The sequence below is a fragment of the Runella salmonicolor genome, from assembly GCF_024158025.1.
In the GTDB taxonomy this organism is placed as follows: Bacteria; Bacteroidota; Bacteroidia; order Cytophagales; family Spirosomataceae; genus Runella; species Runella salmonicolor.
In genome coordinates this window covers 77677-95449 of record NZ_JAMZEL010000013.1, presented here as the reverse complement: position 1 = coordinate 95449, position 17773 = coordinate 77677, and the positions used below count along the sequence as shown (strand labels likewise).

General features: G+C 45.1%; 8 protein-coding genes. 3 read left to right on the top strand and 5 right to left on the bottom strand.

The genetic code is table 11. The features are described 5' to 3' along the window. The first annotated feature begins 417 nt into the window (after positions 1-417). Entirely contained in the window at positions 418-3435 is a 3018-nt protein-coding gene (locus NCI00_RS23830) for a SusC/RagA family TonB-linked outer membrane protein (RefSeq protein WP_253531934.1), read from the top strand. A gap of 11 nt (positions 3436-3446) precedes the next feature. Continuing rightward, entirely contained in the window at positions 3447-5135 is a 1689-nt protein-coding gene (locus NCI00_RS23825) for a RagB/SusD family nutrient uptake outer membrane protein (RefSeq protein WP_253531932.1), read from the top strand. Between the two features lie 95 nt (positions 5136-5230). Here NCI00_RS23825 and NCI00_RS23820 read toward each other — a convergent pair whose 3' ends face one another. The 3 genes from NCI00_RS23820 to NCI00_RS23810 all read right to left on the bottom strand — a co-directional run bounded on the left by NCI00_RS23820 (position 5231) and on the right by NCI00_RS23810 (position 13931). Continuing rightward, positions 5231-8782: a VCBS repeat-containing protein gene (locus NCI00_RS23820; RefSeq protein ID WP_253531930.1), complete on the bottom strand. Its 3552-nt coding sequence runs from the start codon at positions 8780-8782 to the stop codon at positions 5231-5233. 150 nt (positions 8783-8932) lie between these two features. Beyond that, a complete protein-coding gene (locus NCI00_RS23815) occupies positions 8933-10669 on the bottom strand; it encodes a RagB/SusD family nutrient uptake outer membrane protein (protein WP_253531928.1) in 1737 nt (578 codons plus the stop codon). Between the two features lie 31 nt (positions 10670-10700). After that, complete coding sequence (locus NCI00_RS23810) at positions 10701-13931, bottom strand: SusC/RagA family TonB-linked outer membrane protein (RefSeq protein WP_374758859.1); 3231 nt, start codon at positions 13929-13931, stop codon at positions 10701-10703. 891 nt (positions 13932-14822) lie between these two features. Between NCI00_RS23810 and NCI00_RS23805 the strand changes: the two genes are divergently transcribed. Then, positions 14823-15554, top strand: a complete 732-nt coding sequence (locus NCI00_RS23805; RefSeq protein ID WP_253531925.1) for an NUDIX hydrolase — start codon at positions 14823-14825, stop codon at positions 15552-15554. A 9-nt stretch (positions 15555-15563) separates the two neighbouring features. On the opposite strand, the gene NCI00_RS23800 is transcribed toward NCI00_RS23805, so the two are convergent. After that, a complete protein-coding gene (locus NCI00_RS23800; RefSeq protein ID WP_253531923.1) occupies positions 15564-16664 on the bottom strand; it encodes a hypothetical protein in 1101 nt (366 codons plus the stop codon). Beyond that, positions 16661-17773, bottom strand: coding sequence for a hypothetical protein (locus NCI00_RS23795; RefSeq protein WP_253531921.1), 1113 nt, complete (start codon positions 17771-17773; stop codon positions 16661-16663). The genes NCI00_RS23800 and NCI00_RS23795 overlap by 4 nt, the downstream gene beginning before the upstream one ends.

The window sequence follows — 17773 nt, the reverse complement described above, 5'->3', positions numbered from 1 at the left end:
TTCATTCTACCTTTACTCTGAAATCAAAGTTGAGAGCATTCGGTTTATTCTACAATTTCAAACGTTTGCATAGCCATTGATGCCAATCATATTTTTTATTTAAAAAATTCAATTATACTATTGTACCGAAATTACCTTCCTTTCTCCATCTAATTCATAATCGCAATACCCTATGATTAACGTTTTACCTTTTTCTTCTCCTTCATTCAGTGCTTCGGCGTTCTCCTCTTTTTTATAGAATCCCTTCTTTAAAATTTTCGAGGAGTTCATTTTACGCTTATCTAAATTTTACCATTGCTAAACATAATGGTTCGATAATGCTCACGTAACAATTCGATAATGCTCACGTAACAATTTGTTAACGGGTGAGCCTGACCTTTGCAAAGCTTTATTTACAAACAAATAACTGTTTATTATATGAACAATATCTACAACTTGAGGTCCCCGAAGTGGCTGTTATGGTCGTTGTTGGTAGGGGGAGCTATGATTGCCACTCCTCAGATAACAAGCGCCTCCGCTCCTTCTGTGGTAAAAACCACCGACAAAACCGTAACGGGCCGTGTCACCGATGCCACTACCAGTGAGCCTTTGGCGGGCTGTAGCGTCGTGATTAAAGGCACGCAACGCGGAACCAACACCGACGCAAACGGAAACTACACACTGTCTGTACCCGATGATAAAGCCGTATTGGTCATTGGTTTTATCGGTTATGAAAAAATGGAAATCGTTGTGGGTGCCCGCAATGCCGTAGACGTTGCGCTCAAATCTAGCGCCTCCGATTTGGCGCAGGTGGTCGTTATCGGCTACGGAAGCACCACCAAAAAAGACATGACTGGCTCGGTAAAATCCCTCAAAACCACCGATTTCAACAAAGGAATCATCAACTCGCCCGAGCAGCTTTTGCAAGGAAAAGTAGCGGGAGTCAATGTCACCTCCGCCAGCGGTGAGCCAGGCGGGGCGCAGTCCATCACTATCAGAGGGCCAGGCGGTGTACGCACGGGCAGTACTCCTCTTTTTGTGATTGATGGTATGGCATTAGACAACTCCAGCACGGGGGGGGCCACCAACCCACTGACATTTCTTAACCCGCAGGATATTGAGTCCATCGACGTGCTAAAAGATGCTTCAGCAACCGCCATTTACGGTTCACGGGGCGCAAATGGCGTGGTGTTGATTACGACAAAAAAAGGGAAAGCGGGTTTTTCAAGCCTTACTTTTTCCTCAAACGTCGGAATCTCCACCATGGCTCGGGCATTGGATGTGTTTACGGCTGATGAATACCGTAAGCAGGTGCCAGCAGTAGGCGGCGTGTTGGAAGATTTGAAAGCGAATACCGACTGGCAGAAAGAAGTGACCAGAACGGCCTATACACAAAACCACAACTTATCTTTTGGAGGTGGTGCCGACAAACTGACGTACTATGCTTCGTTGGGCTTACAGAACCAAGAAGGTATCTTGAAAAACAACCAACTCAACCGCTATACAGGCCGTATCAACGTAAACCAAAAATTACTGAACGACCGCCTGAGCATTGACGTAAATTTGAACGCAAGTTATACCCAAAATGAGCGCCCACCGTTTGGGGCAATGTTGGGTGGCGCTATTTCAGCCAACCCTACGTACCCTGCGTATGATACCAACGGCGAGCCTTTCAGATACGCCAGCGGAGTGAATCCATTGATTACTTTGAAATTGGAAAAAGATATAACCAAAATCAACCGGGTGATTGGTAACATTTCTCCTTCGTTTACCATCATCAAAGGCTTGGTGTACAAACTCAACTTTGGTATCGACAACTCCAATTCCGTGCGTGATTTGCAGTCTTTGCCCAACGCAGTGCCTTTGCAAGATGGACGCCTCGAAACCATCTATACTTACAACAACAACAAGCTGATTGAAAACTATCTGACCTATACGTTGAACCAAACCGACCATAGTCTCTCGGCGTTGGTAGGACATTCGTACCAGAAAATATTTGTTCAGGGCCGTAACAACAGCATCAATAAATTCCCGATTTCGGGCATCGAACCGATTTACAATCCAGGACTTGGACAAGAATTGACATTGGCCAACAACAAACCGGGCGGTTATGCCGTGGTCAACGAGTTGCAATCATTCTTCTCGCGGGTAAACTACCAATACAAAGACCGCTATTTGATGACGGCCACGGTACGGGCCGACGGGTCTTCTAAATTCGGCTCTAATAATAAATACGGAATTTTCCCTTCGTTCTCATTAGGTTGGAGACTTTCGGAGGAAGAGTTCCTAAAATCATTGCCATTTAGTGATTTGAAACTGCGCGCGGGTTGGGGAAAAACCGGTAACCAAGAAATCCCTTCCAAAATTACCCAAGCCTTGTTTACATCACAGGTATCAGGTACCACCAGCTATCCTTTGTACCCCACAGGTGCCTACGCTCCCGGCACTTCTTACTCTCGACTAGCCAATCCCAACATTCAGTGGGAAGTATCAACACAGACCGACGTAGGGCTTGATTTTGGGTTGTTCAACGGGGCATTGTCGGGTACAATCGACTATTTCACCAAACTATCCAACAATATTTTGTTGGAAGTAATCCCCGCTGACCCCGTTCAGCCCGCAGGTACTTTCTGGACCAATGTAGCCGACATGACCATCAAAAACCAAGGTTTGGAGTTAGAATTAAACTACCGCCACATCGGGACAAACGGATTGCGGTTTGACATTGGAGGTAACGTTACGTTTATCAAAAACAACGTAACCAATTCTCCATACTCAGTTATCCCTTCTGGCTCGGCTTCTGGTTCGGGGCTAACTTCAGCCACCATCAACGGCTACATCAATGACCAGCCCATCGGTACGTTTTATTTGAAACAATTCACTGGTTTTGACGACAAAGGAATCAGTACCTATTTGGATGCCGACGGCGACGGTATCGTGACCGATAAAGACCGCGTAACGGCTGGCAGTGCTTTACCCACAAAACAATTCAACTTCAACGGTAGCATTGCCTACAAAGGTCTTGATTTAGTAGCTAACTTTAATGGTGTGTCGGGAAACAAAATCTATGACAACACTGCCAACGCAAACTTTTATAAACTGAGATTATCGAAAGGAATCAACACTACCGCCGAGGCAATTGCGGCGGCCAATGAGTCGGTCAACAATGCAGCACCCGTTTCGACACGTTATTTGAAAGACGGCGCATTTTTCCGATTAAACAACCTTTCATTGGGGTATAACCTCAACACCAAAGCGTTGGGAATCAACAAATGGATTGCGGGGATTCGGGTTTCGGCCACGGCCCAAAACCTATTCGTAATTACTAAATATGATGGGTACGACCCCGAAGTAAACACCGACCGGACCATCAACGGAATTTCGTCCTACGGTATTGATTACTTGAGTTATCCCAAAGCCAAATCGCTCATTTTTGGTTTGAACGTTACATTTTAACATTAAGAACGATGAAAAAGAAACTATCTATATTAGTGACAACCGTTGGGCTCATGGTGCTCAACAGTTGTACCAATCTGAACGAAATTGTGTTGGACGAAGCCTCGGCATCGGGACTTTCTGACAAGCAAGCTGCCGAAGGAATCATCTCACCCGTGTATGCATTGTTGCCCAATATTTTTCAGCATACCAACTATTTTGCCCTGCAAGAAATCTCGACCGACGAGGCCATTCTCCCCTACCGAGGCGGCACCGATTGGGGTGACAATGGTATCTATCTGGCCATGCACCAGCACACACATACAAGTACCGACCCCAACATCCGTAACACTTGGAATTTGATTTTGCAGGGAATGTCACGCTCCATTACCGCCATCAATTCGTTACCAACCCTCAATGACCCCTCGGCAAAAACCTTTTTGGCCGAAGCAAGAGGTATGCGCGCTTATTATTCGATGCTGACCCTTGATATGTTTGGATTGGTGTTCGTCAAAGATGATTTGGGCGAAAACTCCAAAATCATCCGGGGCGAAGAGGCCGTTGAATATATCAAAAGCGAACTTCTTGCCATCGAACCCTTGGTCGATCCTAACGTGGGCCCTGGCCGCATTTCTAAAGGAGTCGTTTGGGGACTTTTGGCCCGTTTGTATCTAAACGCCGCCGTGTACCGCGACCCGTATGCCGCTCAATTTACCTTTAAGCTCGAAGACATGGATAAAGTCGTTGAGTACAGCGATAAAATCATCAATTCAGGTATGTATCAGTTGTCAAGGGATTATTTCTCACTTTTCAACGACGATAACCACAACAACAAAGAATTGATTTTTGCGGTAGACCAGCGGGCCGATTTGAACGGGCACAACCGGATGGCTTATTTCTCGCTTTCAGGCGACCAGTTTCCGCTTCCTGCTTATCCAAACGCCAACGGTACGGATGGACCAGGCATCACCCCTGATTTCTACAGAACGTGGGTAACGGCCAATGCACCCAAAGACCCTGCAGCAGCAGACCCGAGGTTTTATAAGCAAAATTTGAGCATTTATTCAAACCCCGCTGACTCTTGCGTAGCGGCCGAAAACTTCAATATCAACCGGGGAATTTTGCGCGGGCAGCAATATGGCCTTATCAGAAGAAACGGGGTGTTTTTGAAATGTCCCGACGGTAAAATGAAGGTGGGCAAACTTTTTCATGATACTCGTAATAAACCTACACTGGCGGTTGATTTTACGGAGCAGATTGACTTTACCGTAGCCGGAAGTAACTACAATACAGGCTACCGCGTTGAAAAATACGAATTCAGCAAAAAATCGGTGAGTGGACGTAACTTCGGCGAAGCCGACATCATCATCTTGCGTTTGGCCGATGTATACTTGATGCGGGCCGAAGCCAAATTGCGCAAAAGCAACGATGCCGCAAGTGCCCTTGCCGACGTAAACCTCGTCAGAGCCGCTAGAACGGCCACCACTCCTGCGCCCGCGCTTACCAGCATGACACTCGATCTGTTATTCCGCGAGCGTGGATTTGAGTTCTACTGGGAAATGCTCCGCCGGACTGATATGATTCGTTTTGGCAAATACGAAGGTACTTGGACCGAAAAAACCAACACCGACAAAAACAAGCGGGTGTTCCCGATTCCGCAAACTGCCATTGACGGGGCCTCCAACATTCCTGGGTATTTGAAACAGAATGCTGGGTATTAATTGAGTTGAATTTCTAAAAACAGCTCCAAAAGTCTATAACAATAACGGTCGCCCAAAAATGGGCGACCGTTATTGTTAGGAAGATAAAGACACGATTAATATGCTTTCCGTTTTTTACCTCTAAAATCAACAATCTCTACCGATTTCTCCCGACCCGTCAGGGGTAATTTACGAACAGATTGCGATAGAAAAGAAGCCCCATAGTATAGTTCTTGGCGATGGGTCTTACCGTCGTTGGTTTGGATGAGTGCATAAGCGTCATTGGCTTGCAGCGGCAGCCATTTCATGGGAGCGGTTGCCTGTCCAAACACTTTCAAAGGCCCTCGGTTTTGGGTTGCAATCACCATTCTACGACCATCAGAGCTTGCCATTTGGGCCAATCCTTTGGCATTGCCAGGCACATAAAAACCCGTAATGGCTTGGGTAAGCGGCGCAAAATCTCCTTTCCCATTTCCTTTGAGCATCAAGCCATTAGAAGCATCGTAGCGGCCTGTACTGGTTTCATTTCCAAAATCATTGGCCACGAGCAATACATCCAAGTGACCGTCTTTGTCAAAATCTTCCACAATCATCCCGTTGATGGGTGATAGCTGCGCGAGGGTCGGCAGGGGCTTGGTTTTGAAGGTGCCATTGCCCGTGTTTTCAACGTAGACTGACGGGCAATAGTTGGCATCTAGTTTCAGCGCTTTTTTGCGTTCCTCTTCCGTCAATAGATTATCGTAGGTTGCTTTCGCAAAATCTTTGTACGTCTGAAAACGCGCCCGTGTCTGGATAAACTGTTTGATTACATCCTCACGTCCATGAAAAGGAACCCGAATCAGCTTGTTTTCGGCGTCTGGAAAGTAAATGAACGGAATGGCATCATACATACCATCTTGGTTAAAATCGCCCGCCATGATACTAATTGGATAAGCATCTGAAGCTTTGGTGAGCGCGTTTAATCCCAGATTGCCTGCAATGTAGTCCGTATCGCCGTCACCGTCAAAATCACCTCCGGCCAAACTACCCCAAAAACCTGTTTGAGTATCCAAAGCGGAATGTAAAACCGTAAATTTTCCTTTCGTATTTTTCAATAGTGTCAGCGGCATCCATTCTCCCGCAATAAGCAAATCCACCCAGCCATCGTTGTCATAATCAGTCCACAACGCATCACAAGCCAAACCAAGATTGGTTAATGCAGGGGCAATTTGGGGCGTAACATCGGTGAATTTGGGCGCTTGGTTAGGAGAAGTGTCATTTCGTAGAATAAAACTACTTACAGGTTTGGGGTAGTGATCAGGCTCCACACGCCCCGCCACATATAAATCCAAATCGCCGTCATGGTCATAATCAGCCGCGCGTACACACGACTTACTGGCCAAAATCGACGGAATAGCACCCTCGGCCAATTGATACTTTCCTTTTCCGTCGTTGATGTATAATCGGTCTTGGTAGCCAGCGTCATTGCTTCGCAATTCGTTGGCTCCACTCGCAATGTAGAGGTCGAGGTCGCCATCGCCATCGGCGTCAAAAAGCAGCGTTCCCATGTCCTCTGAGGTTTTATCAGGCCCCTCAACACCAGGCAGTAAATCACTGATATTGAACGTCCCGTTGGGATTTTGCACAAAGAATTTACCCTTGTTTTGCCGTGAGCCTCCCACAAAGAAATCATCTAAGCCGTCGCCATTTATATCGCCTGCCGATACCGCTGGCGGGTACTGCGACAGCTTATGGGGCAGTAATTTTTGTCCGTTAAAATCAATATATTCAGGCTCTTGGTGCGTCCATTTGATATTCAGAGAATCATTCAATTCATTGAACAAATAACGCGGGTTTGACTGCACAGGAGTATTGATTTGGGTAGCACTGGCTTCCGAAACGTACACTGTTTGATTGGCTTTCAGATTTTTCAACGTCTGTTTTTTGCCGTTGGGCCAAACCACTACTGCCGAGTCTATTTGGGTATGTTCACCAAGTCCAAAGTGGGCAATCGGCTCAACGGTCGATAAGTACCCCCGGTAGGGCGAATGTTCATACACCTGTACCAGCCCTTTGCCATAATAGAGCTCTACGCCAGCGCCCAAACCCTGTACGTTTTTTCTCGAACCTTTAAAACCTATGCGCAGGTAATTGGCTTTTTCGGGATGTGATTCTGACAAATTATTGCGGTATACAAAAGCGGAGTCATTTATGTTGTTGGAAACAATATCAAGGTCACCGTCGAGGTCAAGATCTGCATAGGCGGCTCCGTTGGTAAAAGAAGCCTGATTAAGCCCCCATTTTTCCGAAACATCTTCAAACGTCAAATCTCCTTTATTTTTAAAGGCAAAGTTGGGAATTTTGACCTCGGGAATTTCCCCAAGAATGTATTCTTTGGAAGCAACCGAACTGCTTTGCGCGCGAAATTGCGCAAAATCACGGTCAGTTACGTCGCGTGGGAAGCCATTGGTGACAATCAAATCACGCCATCCGTCATGGTCAAAATCAACGAGTAATGGCGTCCAACTCCAATCCGTTTGGGCAACATTGGCTAAAAGACTGATTTCAGCAAACGCGGGCTCGTTGGTTCCGGGCTTATTGCCCATGTTGAGTTGAAGGGTATTTCGTCCGTATTGGTGATTAAATCCGAACAAGTCATTGTTCAAATAGGCCTGATAGCTGTTGGGGCCCATTAATTGTTTTTTACGGGTATTATCTTTTGGCAACATATCAACGGCTATCACATCCATCAATCCGTCGTTGTTGATGTCGGCAATATCGTTGCCCATCGCGGTGGTACTGGTATGCTTAAAGTACGAGGCTGCTTTGTCACTAAAAGTGCCATTACCATTGTTTATATACAGTAAATCGTCCGACAAATAATCGTTCGTAACATAAATATCTTTGAATCCATCACGGTTAAAATCACAAATATTAACCCCGAGGCCAAAACCTTCGATTTGAATACCCGCTTCTTTGGACACGTTGGTATAAACAGGATGGCTAAGGCTGTCATTCCATTCGCAGCGATAAAGTCGGTCGGTGGTTGGCGAAGAGCCGTCGCGAAGTTTCTCGTGGTATTGATTGGGGTTGCTTTCGAGGGTATTGGTCAAAATATATACGTCCAAATCTCCGTCGTTGTCGTAGTCAAAAAAGGCGGCATTCATGGAGTAACCTTTATCGGCGATGCCATATTCTTCGGCCATTTCTTTAAAAGTCGGAATACCTTCGGCGTTGTTACCCTGATTAACAAAGAGCAGGTTTGCGCGTTGCGTTTCTGCTTTTTTGGCCGTAGAAGTCAAATAAATATCCATTCGGCCGTCGGCGTTGATGTCTACCAAGCTTATTCCAGAACACCAGCGGCCTACGTTGGAAATCCCCGCTTTCTTACTGATGTCTTCAAATTTCATATTACCTCGATTGAGGTAAATGCGGCTATCAGCCTGATTTCCAGAAAACAACACATCGGGCAAGCTATCGCCATTCATATCGGCAATCCCCACGCCTCCACCGTTATAGATGTATTCAAAATCTAAGATATTGAGCGTATCATTTTCTCGAATCCGATTGGAAAAATCAATGCCCGACTCACTCACTGGTACCCTGCTAAAAAGCGTTTTGTCATTTCCACAGGCTAAACCCAGACCTGCAAGTGCAACATATAGAATACAATAAAAAAAGCGTAACATAAGGATTGGGGTGGGTATGAGAAATACTAAATACAAAAATAGTAACAACAAATGATGTGGCTATTATAAAAAAACGACAAGCCGTAGGGCTTGCCGTTTTTTTATAATAGTAGTAAGCACTGCCTACAAAAATCGTTTACTATTAATCAATTAGTAACCCGGATTTTGCTTCAATACATCCTTGCCTAACAAGTCAATTTGATCTTGTGGAAGTGGCAACAATTCGTGCTTGTTAGGCGTAAATTTAGCACCACCCAGTGTACCAGGCAGGAATTTGCTATCATACGCCAAATAGGCATTTATTTCTTTCTCAGCAATACCCCAACGTACTAGGTCGAAGAAACGGAAACCTTCGCCTGAAAGCTCCAATTTACGCTCAAAGCGTACGGCGTCGCGAGCCACAGCTTTATCGGTCCAAGGGGCATCATACGTAGAGATAACATATTTAGCGGCAGGAGCTCCCGCTTTGGTTACAAAGCCAGCAGGGTTGGCAGCACGTTTACGCACTTGGTTTACGTAGTCACGCGCTTTTTCAAGGCTTCCTACTTCTACTTCGCACTCAGCAGCCATCAACAACACATCCGCAAAACGAATGATGGTGAAGTTAAGGGCAGTGTAGCCAGGCGTCCAAGTACTGTTATCCTGCAAAGAACCTACGTCAGACTTGTAGTAAGTATATTTTTTAGGAGAATAAGGACCACCATTAGGTTGGTTACGAATCCAAGCAGCACCTGGGTGATCTTGCCAATCCAAATAAGGGATACCACGACGACCGATAGAGTGGTCGATACGGGGGTCAAGGTTGCCTGCATCTGGCGTAAAAGTTTCGCTAGCGCCAACACCCATATCAGTTTTTACCTGATTAGCGCCTACATTATACGAACCATCCAACAAAGGCAAACCTGCAGCGCTGGTACGGAATGAGTTACCCAACTCAAAGCTTGGCTGGAAGAATCCGCAGCAGTTACCTGGGCCGTTAGGGCCTGTGTTGTACGGATAGTTCAAGTCAAACTCAGGGAAAGCGTTGTTTACCGAACCCGTGTTAGCAGCATTCTGAATCGCAAAGATAGACTCTTCGTTGTTATCATTAGAAGCTCTGTAAATATCAGCATACTTAGGTACCAAGCCGTATTTTTTGCCGTTTGATGTTTTACCATTGGCAATCACCAAGTCAAACAAAGTTTTAGCATCGGCGTATTTTTTCTGATACAGATACACTTTAGCTAAGTAAGATGCGGCAGCCCATTTGTTGGCACGACCCACAGCAGCTTGCGTTTCGGGTAGGTTATCGTAGGCGTACTTAAGGTCAGCCTCAATTTTTGGCCACAAATCTACATCGTTTTTAACTTTCTCAATACCTGTTCCGTAGTCAAGTGTTTCATCTACGTAAGGGGTATTGCCAAACGTCTTTTTCAGCTCAAAATAGTAGTGAGCGCGTAGAAAACGTGCTTCGGCCGAGATACGTTTTTTGTCGGCATCGGTTACTTCCGCAGTAGCAGTAGTCAACAATTGCAATACAGCGTTGGCACGGGCCACACCTTCGTAAGTACCAGTGTATTTGTCTCTGATTACTCCTTGCGTGGACAGGTTTTCAAAGCGTTGAATCGGGTTGATATCACTGAAGTCACCTGGGTCAGTTCCTTTGTTGGCATCGCCACCGCGAATACTTCCCCATACCCAGTTGGTAGCGCTGGCCATACGGTTGGCCCGACCGTTCAGGTTACTGTACACCGAAATCAACGCTCCTTCCAATCCTTTCTTAGTAGAAAGCTGTTCTTTCCCCACTGAGCCAGTTGGTGCCACTTCCAGAAAGCTATCTTTACAAGCAACCGAAAGCGCTACCAGCAATACGACGGTAATCGATCCTTTTATTGCGTAATTTTTCATTTTTTATCAATTAATTAGAATTGTAACATTATTAGAATCCAAGGTTCAAACCAATAGTCCAACCTTTTGTGAGTGGGTAGTTACCTACGTCGATACCGAAGTTAGTATCAGCATTACCACCTACACCCGGATCTAAGCCCTGGTATTTAGTAAGGGTAAAGATGTTGTTGGTAGACGCAAACACGCGCAAGCGCTGGATACGGGCCTTACTCAACGCACTGGCAGGAAGGTTGTATCCTAACGTGATGTTTTGGAAACGTACATAGCTACCGTTTTCTACGTAGAACGAGTTAGACTGGGTATTGGTACTGAAGTTTGATGCTGTTTCGAAGATTGGAGTAGTAGCACCAGGATTGCTCGGAGTCCATGAATCTTTCACGCGCTCGCTGATGGCTGCCCCTGCAAATGAAGGATAGAAATCAGTAAACCATTTAGATACGTTGAAGATTTTGTTACCGAAGAAACCGTTCAAATACGCTTCCAACTCCCATCCTTTGTATTTGAAGCCAAGGCTCATACCCGCGGTAAATTTAGGAACTGGGCTACCCAAATAGGTACGATCATCGGCATTGATTCTTCCATCGCCGTTTATGTCAGCATAACGGAAACGACCTGGGCCAGCACCATCCTGCGTAGGAGCATTTTTCACTTCTTCGGCGTTTTGGAACAAGCCAATCACTTTATAACCGTAGAAAGAAGAGATTGAATAACCTACTTGGTTACGGATAGGGTTGATACCACGGAAACCAGGGTTTACGTTGGTAAGGTAATTTACGTTAGGTGCAACCGAAACGATTTCGTTGCTCAATGTACCACCAGTGAAAGTTATGTCATAAGACAGGTCTTTAGTGATACGACCACGGTTGGTTACCAAGATGTCAATACCTTTGTTGGCCATTTTAGCGATGTTCACCGATGGAGGTGAGGCAAATGGTCCAGCAGTTGCCGTGATTGGCAATTGGTACAACAAGTCTTTGGTATCTTTTTGCCAGAAGTCAATCACTACGTCCAATTTACCGTTTAAGAACGTTCCGTCGATACCAATGTTTTTGGTAATTGAAGTTTCCCATTTAGCATCGGGGTTACCGATACGCGTGCGATAGTAACCTTCGGCAGTGCTTGAGTTAGAACCGTTGATGTCGTAAGCAGAGTTTCCGATGCTGGCACCGTATAAGCTAAACTGGTTGTTAGGATCTACGTTGTTTGAGTTACCCATTGTACCGTAACCACCGCGAATTTTCAAATCTGATACCCATGTCAATTGCTTCATGAAAGGCTCAGATGAAATACGCCAAGCGGCCGAGAACGCAGGGAATGCCCCGAAACGATTGTTAGCTCCGAAACGTGAAGAACCGTCGCGACGAACCACCCCTGTTATGATATATTTATCATTGAAGATGTAGTTTACACGACCGAATAAAGAATAGAAGTTAACCCCCGAAAAAAGACTACTGTTTACGACTCTTCCGCTGGCACTTACGTTGGATAGGTTCACGTAGTTGATGTCAGTAGAGAATGGATTCAAACCGTTACCGCTCATGTTACGGCCTTTACCTGTATTCAAGGCTTCTTGACCAGCCAACACCTCTACGTTATGCTTGCCAAATTGCTTTTTGTAAGTGGCAGTGTTGGTCAATACCCAACCAAAGCTCCAGCCACCGCCTTCGTTGTAACCGAACGCCGAGTTGTTTTCAGAGTTTTCGTATTGCAAACGGCTATAACCCCAGTTGTAGAAGTTGTTGTACTGTCCACCAAGGCTACTACGCAAAGTCAAACCTGGGATTGGATCCCACTCGGCATAAATGTTTCCGAAACCATTGGCGTTAAAACTACGGTTGTTAGCCAATCCGTCGCGGCTAGCAACTGGGTTACGGGGGTTGTTGAATCCTTTTGCGGCCGTACCTGCATAACCACCAAACTCGTCATAAATTGGAATGATAGAGGGCATACGGAAAGCACTCAAGATGTCATTTTCGTCAGCAGCAACCCCGTTTCCACCAGCACCACCTGATTGGCCTAGAATCGAACGGTAGGTAAATTGAAGGTTCTGGCCGATACGTACATTTTTCAACACGTTAAACTCGCTGTTGGCACGGAAAGTATAACGTGTAAAATCGTTTCCTTTTAAAATACCTTGTTGATTCTGAGCACCGAAACCGATGTAGAAGCGGCTGTTTTCACCGCCACCTGAGAATCCAAGTGAATGACGCTGAAGGGCCGCATTGCGCGTAATGGCTTTATACCAATCAGTACCCTCTTTGTTAGCTTTTACTACCTGATAGATCGAACCAGCGGTAGGGTCAACGTTGTATTTGGCTTTTTCAGCAGCCAAATCAACAGTACCTACAACCCCTGAACGACCACCTACTGTGAGGTAATCAGGAATGACAGGCGTAGAACCTGAGCCAAACTGAGGGTGCCCGAAAGCTTCGTTTGAGTTTCTCTTGGCATTCCAAGTCCAAGTAGCAAAATCAGTTGGATTCATCATCTTCTGGCCTTCACCAGCAAGCGTTACACCGTACATACCATCATAGCTGATGTTCAGCTTCTTTGCTCCTTTTGAACCTTTTTTGGTAGTATATACAATTACCCCGTTGGCAGCACGCGCACCGTAGATAGAAGCGGCGGCAGCATCTTTCAACACCGTTGTTGTCTCGATGTCATCTGGAGCCAAAAAGTCAGTTGAACCTACAGGTACTCCGTCTACTACGTACAAAGGCTCGTTACCACCAAAAGCACCAAACCCGCGTACGCGTACTTGGCTGGCAGTCCCTGGCTGTCCGTTGGTAATCACCGTCAAACCAGCTACACGACCCTGTAACTGCTGCTCAACGTTACCCGATGGGCGCACGGTCAGGTCTTTTGCTTTTACCGTCGAAACCGCCCCCGTCGTCTCACGGCGGCTGTCGATGGAGTAACCCGTTACGATTACTTCCGTTAAGGCATTCACATCGTCTTCAATTTTTACATTTACAACGCTCTGATTGCCTACCGTTACTTCTTGTGGCTTGTAACCGATGGCCGAAATCACCAACACAGGATTTGCCCCGCTCACATTAATGGTAAATGCCCCATTGGCATCAGCGGAAGTACCTACATTGCTGCCTTTCAATAAAATGGTTGCTCCGGGAACAGGCCCATCGTTAGCAACGACCTTGCCCGTCACTTTCCGGTCTTGTGCATGTGCCGAACTGGGTGCAAGGAATAGAATAAACATCCATGCCACCGCACACATCAGCGGATAATAGAACTTTGGTTTCATAAATAAAAACTGATAGGTTAAAAATGAACAATTAAAAATAAAAAAAATACAAATTCAAAAAGCACTTTCGACTTCCTCAACAGCCCTCTATTGCTGACGCTAAATAGATGACTGAAAACAATTATTATTCTCTAACGAACAGAGGAATGGATTTACGCTTTGTTGCTTCCTAGCCAGCAATTTTGCCAATAGGAAGACTTGTTGATTAGTGAAATAACCTTCTAAGTGGTTACTATCACGAGTCACTTTTTATCGGGTGGGTGTGGAGACACTGACTTATCGGCAGTGTATTTTTGGATAGTATTGCTAAATATAACCTGCGCTACTACCTTAATATTCAAAGAATTCAGTTTAAAATATTAGCACTTTTGACGCTCAGCTTTCGTAATTGTTCAGTAAAAATGCTGAGGAAAAAGGGCAATCAAAATCAATCCTAAAAAGGATTATTAATTGCAATTTTACTTGTAAAAGTATAGTTATTTCTCATTTCAAACAAATTAAGCCTATTTTTTAATTTAAAAGTCTTATTTATTATTACTAAAAAACATGTGCAAAAATTGAGCTAACGTATATACGCAAAGGTTTATATTTAATAATGAATACGTATATCTAATAATGGATACGTACCTTACAACTGAAATAACAAACAACGATAGCATTGAAATAAGCGAACTGTGAGTGTGTCCTTTGTGATTGACTTGACCCCTTCTTGAAAATGCTACACATCGACTCACTCAACTACTCCTTCTTTACTGAATCCTGAAGCGATATGTCAAAAAAGTGAAGAATAAATAGGTTTTTCATGGTCGATTGAATCATTTTGATACAAACTTATCGGGACAACAACGATATTCCAAACTTTTTCTTTTTTTTGTGCAAAATTTTTATTTTATGACCCCTAGCCAAAACATTAAAACTTTTTTGGAAGCTGGCCCAGAATACCTTCCGAGTGTCTCGGTTGATTGTGTGATTTTTGGGTTTCATGAACGTCAACTCAAAGTCTTATTATTGGAGTTTAAGCATACGAAAGCCTTTGCTTTACCGGGGGGGTTTGTATTTAAGGAAGAAAGTGCCGACGAAGCCGCCACCCGGATTCTGTGGGAACGAACAGGCGTAAAAGACATTTATCTTGAACAGTTTCATACCTTCGGAGAACAAAATCGTGGCAACTGGGATGTACACAAAGCCACCATGTCTTCCCACGGATTTGAACTGGAAACCAATCATTGGCTCTTGCAACGTTTTATTTCCATTGGCTATTACGCCTTGGTAGACTTCTCGAAAGTAATACCAACGCCCGATATTTTTTCAGATATAGGTGGCTGGCACGATATTCATCAGATTCCGACGCTGATTCTTGACCACAACCGAATCGTCGAAAAGGCCCTTAGCACTCTCCGTTTGATGTTAGATTATAAATTGGTCGGTTTCAATCTACTGTCCGAAACATTCACGATGAATGAGCTTCAAAGTTTGTACGAGACAATTTTAGATAAAAAGCTCCTTCGGGCCAATTTTCAGCGAAAAATGCTCAGCATGGAGATATTGGAGCGGGTTGAGAAGAAATTTTCGGGAAAAGCCCACAAGCCCCCCTACATTTATCGAATCAAAAAAACAACCTAAAAAAGGAGTTTAGTCAATCCGATAATTCAGTTCAAAAACCGTTTGTTGTGAAGGTTTTGTGCGCCTATCGGTTATGTCACGGTCAAACAGACGGTTTAAATTATTCCCCGCCAAATCTTCCAACCTCGACTCCACCAGCACTTTATAAGCACCTGCCAACCAAGGCGATGCTGGAATAAAGTCTACAAGGTGCTCTTTGTTACTGATCTGAATGACTCCGTTTATAATCTTGCCCCGAGCGTCAATTATCCGAATCGTATTTTGTAATAAAACATAATCCAGTGCTTCTTTGACATGGATTTCAAGGGCTTGGGTAGTGCCTTTCGAGGGAATTTTAATCGTCCAAGACTTGACGTCGGGTGAGGTCATATCACGTGTTGCCGCCACAAAACGTTTGGTATATGATTGTGTCAGCCCAGCCCCTAATTCATCTGGCCAACGCTCTGAAACAACTAACGTATAATGATTCCCTTTCGTGAGAGGCGCTCCTAGCGATTTATTGGGTTGCAAATCGCGCTTGATTCTGCCCGGGTCTAGCCACAGTGTCAAAACAGTTTTTTCAGCGTTCCATAATTCTGGCTGTAAATTCAGAAACGTGCCGGGCAATGTGTCTCCTTTGGCATTAAGCAGAGAAACATACGCTAAAGAACGGCCTTCCCGCATGGGGCGAGAAAAAACGAAGTAGAATTTAAGGAGGTTTTCAGGAAGCGTATCTTGGGAAGGGTAAATTCCAATCAGGGTGGTGGAAGGCACTGCCTGCGGAATATCAATTTCACCCACTAGACGGTTTTCCAGTAACACTTCATACTGCAAACCAGGGGTAAAAGGGATAAGAGGCTCAAAAATCACTGAATCTCTCAGTATCGAATAATCGCCTAAAATCGCCGTTTTGGAGTTGGCCAGTTGTACTTTCAGCAATTCGGGCAGCGTTTCTTTAGAGTGAGCTTCGAATTGGCCTAACGCCATCGACAGCCCCATTGCCTGATTATTTTTCCACCGAATTACGATGTTTTTTTGTAACGTATCCTGACTTCCCGCACAACGAACCAACAGAAACAAAGAAAAAAGAATCAGTTGGCTGGGCCAACTGATTCGTACTCTTTTTCTCATAATGATCGGTTATTGGAAGTTCGGATGTCAAGGTCTCCGTTGGCTCTCCGTTGCAAAAACACAAATTGAGTATCGTCCAGTTTGTCAAGTTGGAGCACATTCACCATCGGAAACGAAACGTAGGGCACGCCAGCCGTGCTGTAATTTTCCTTGATGGGTTCGGTCAATGAGCCTTCGTAAGTTTCGATATCTTTGTACTTAATTTTCATCACCGGCCGGTCAGAATTGGCCATAATCAGGAACAAATCGTTGCCTTTTTTCATCGTGATGATGTCCAACGGGCTGTTTCCCGCGCCAAATTCACCGACGGTACGGCCTTTTACGTGCGTACCTGGCTTTAAGTCATCAATCGGAAAAAGAACAAGTGGGGTACAGGTGTAGCTTGCTACCAGAAACTTTTTACCATTCAATTCTGCCGTTGTAAAGGTCTTGATGGGCGAGTTGGTTTCGTATTGCCCGTGGGCGGCATGATAGATTTCTAACGAAGATTGCTCTTGTTTGTTGGTAAATGGAAAAGGAATACTGCGGAAAGTAGAGCCAAACTCCTGATTAGACAATCCGCTCACCATCACTTTTCCATCGGCATAATTGAGGTCTGAAATAGCCCAAACCCGCAGCGGCCGGCCTCGTTGGTCTTTGGCGTCTTCGGCAGGCGCATTATTGAGCGACACCAAGGCAAACTTGACGTCTTTCAGGCTCACGGGCTGAATGTTTTCGCCGTCTATTTTAAACAATACGGGTGTTCCGTTGGCAGCTTGCACGGCGCAATATACCTTCTTGGAAATGGGATTGACCGCCAAATCCTGAATGGTGATATTTTTGGCTTCGGTACCCAGCAAAGCGGCAATTTTTTGGTCGATGTTTTTTATGTCAACGGGTTTGGCATTGGCCACGTTTTCGGCATCCTTTGTATCAACCGCAAACACCGAAGCACTTTTAGAATCACCAATAAACAAGACCCCTTCAGGTCCAAAAGCAAGCGCATTCATCGACTTTACCTCGGGTGTCCCCGTCTCAAATCCACTCAAAACACTTGCGGTGCGGTTGGTGTAGGCAACCAGTACTGCTACCGATAGGGCCGCTGCAACAGACAAAAACATCTTTTTCAT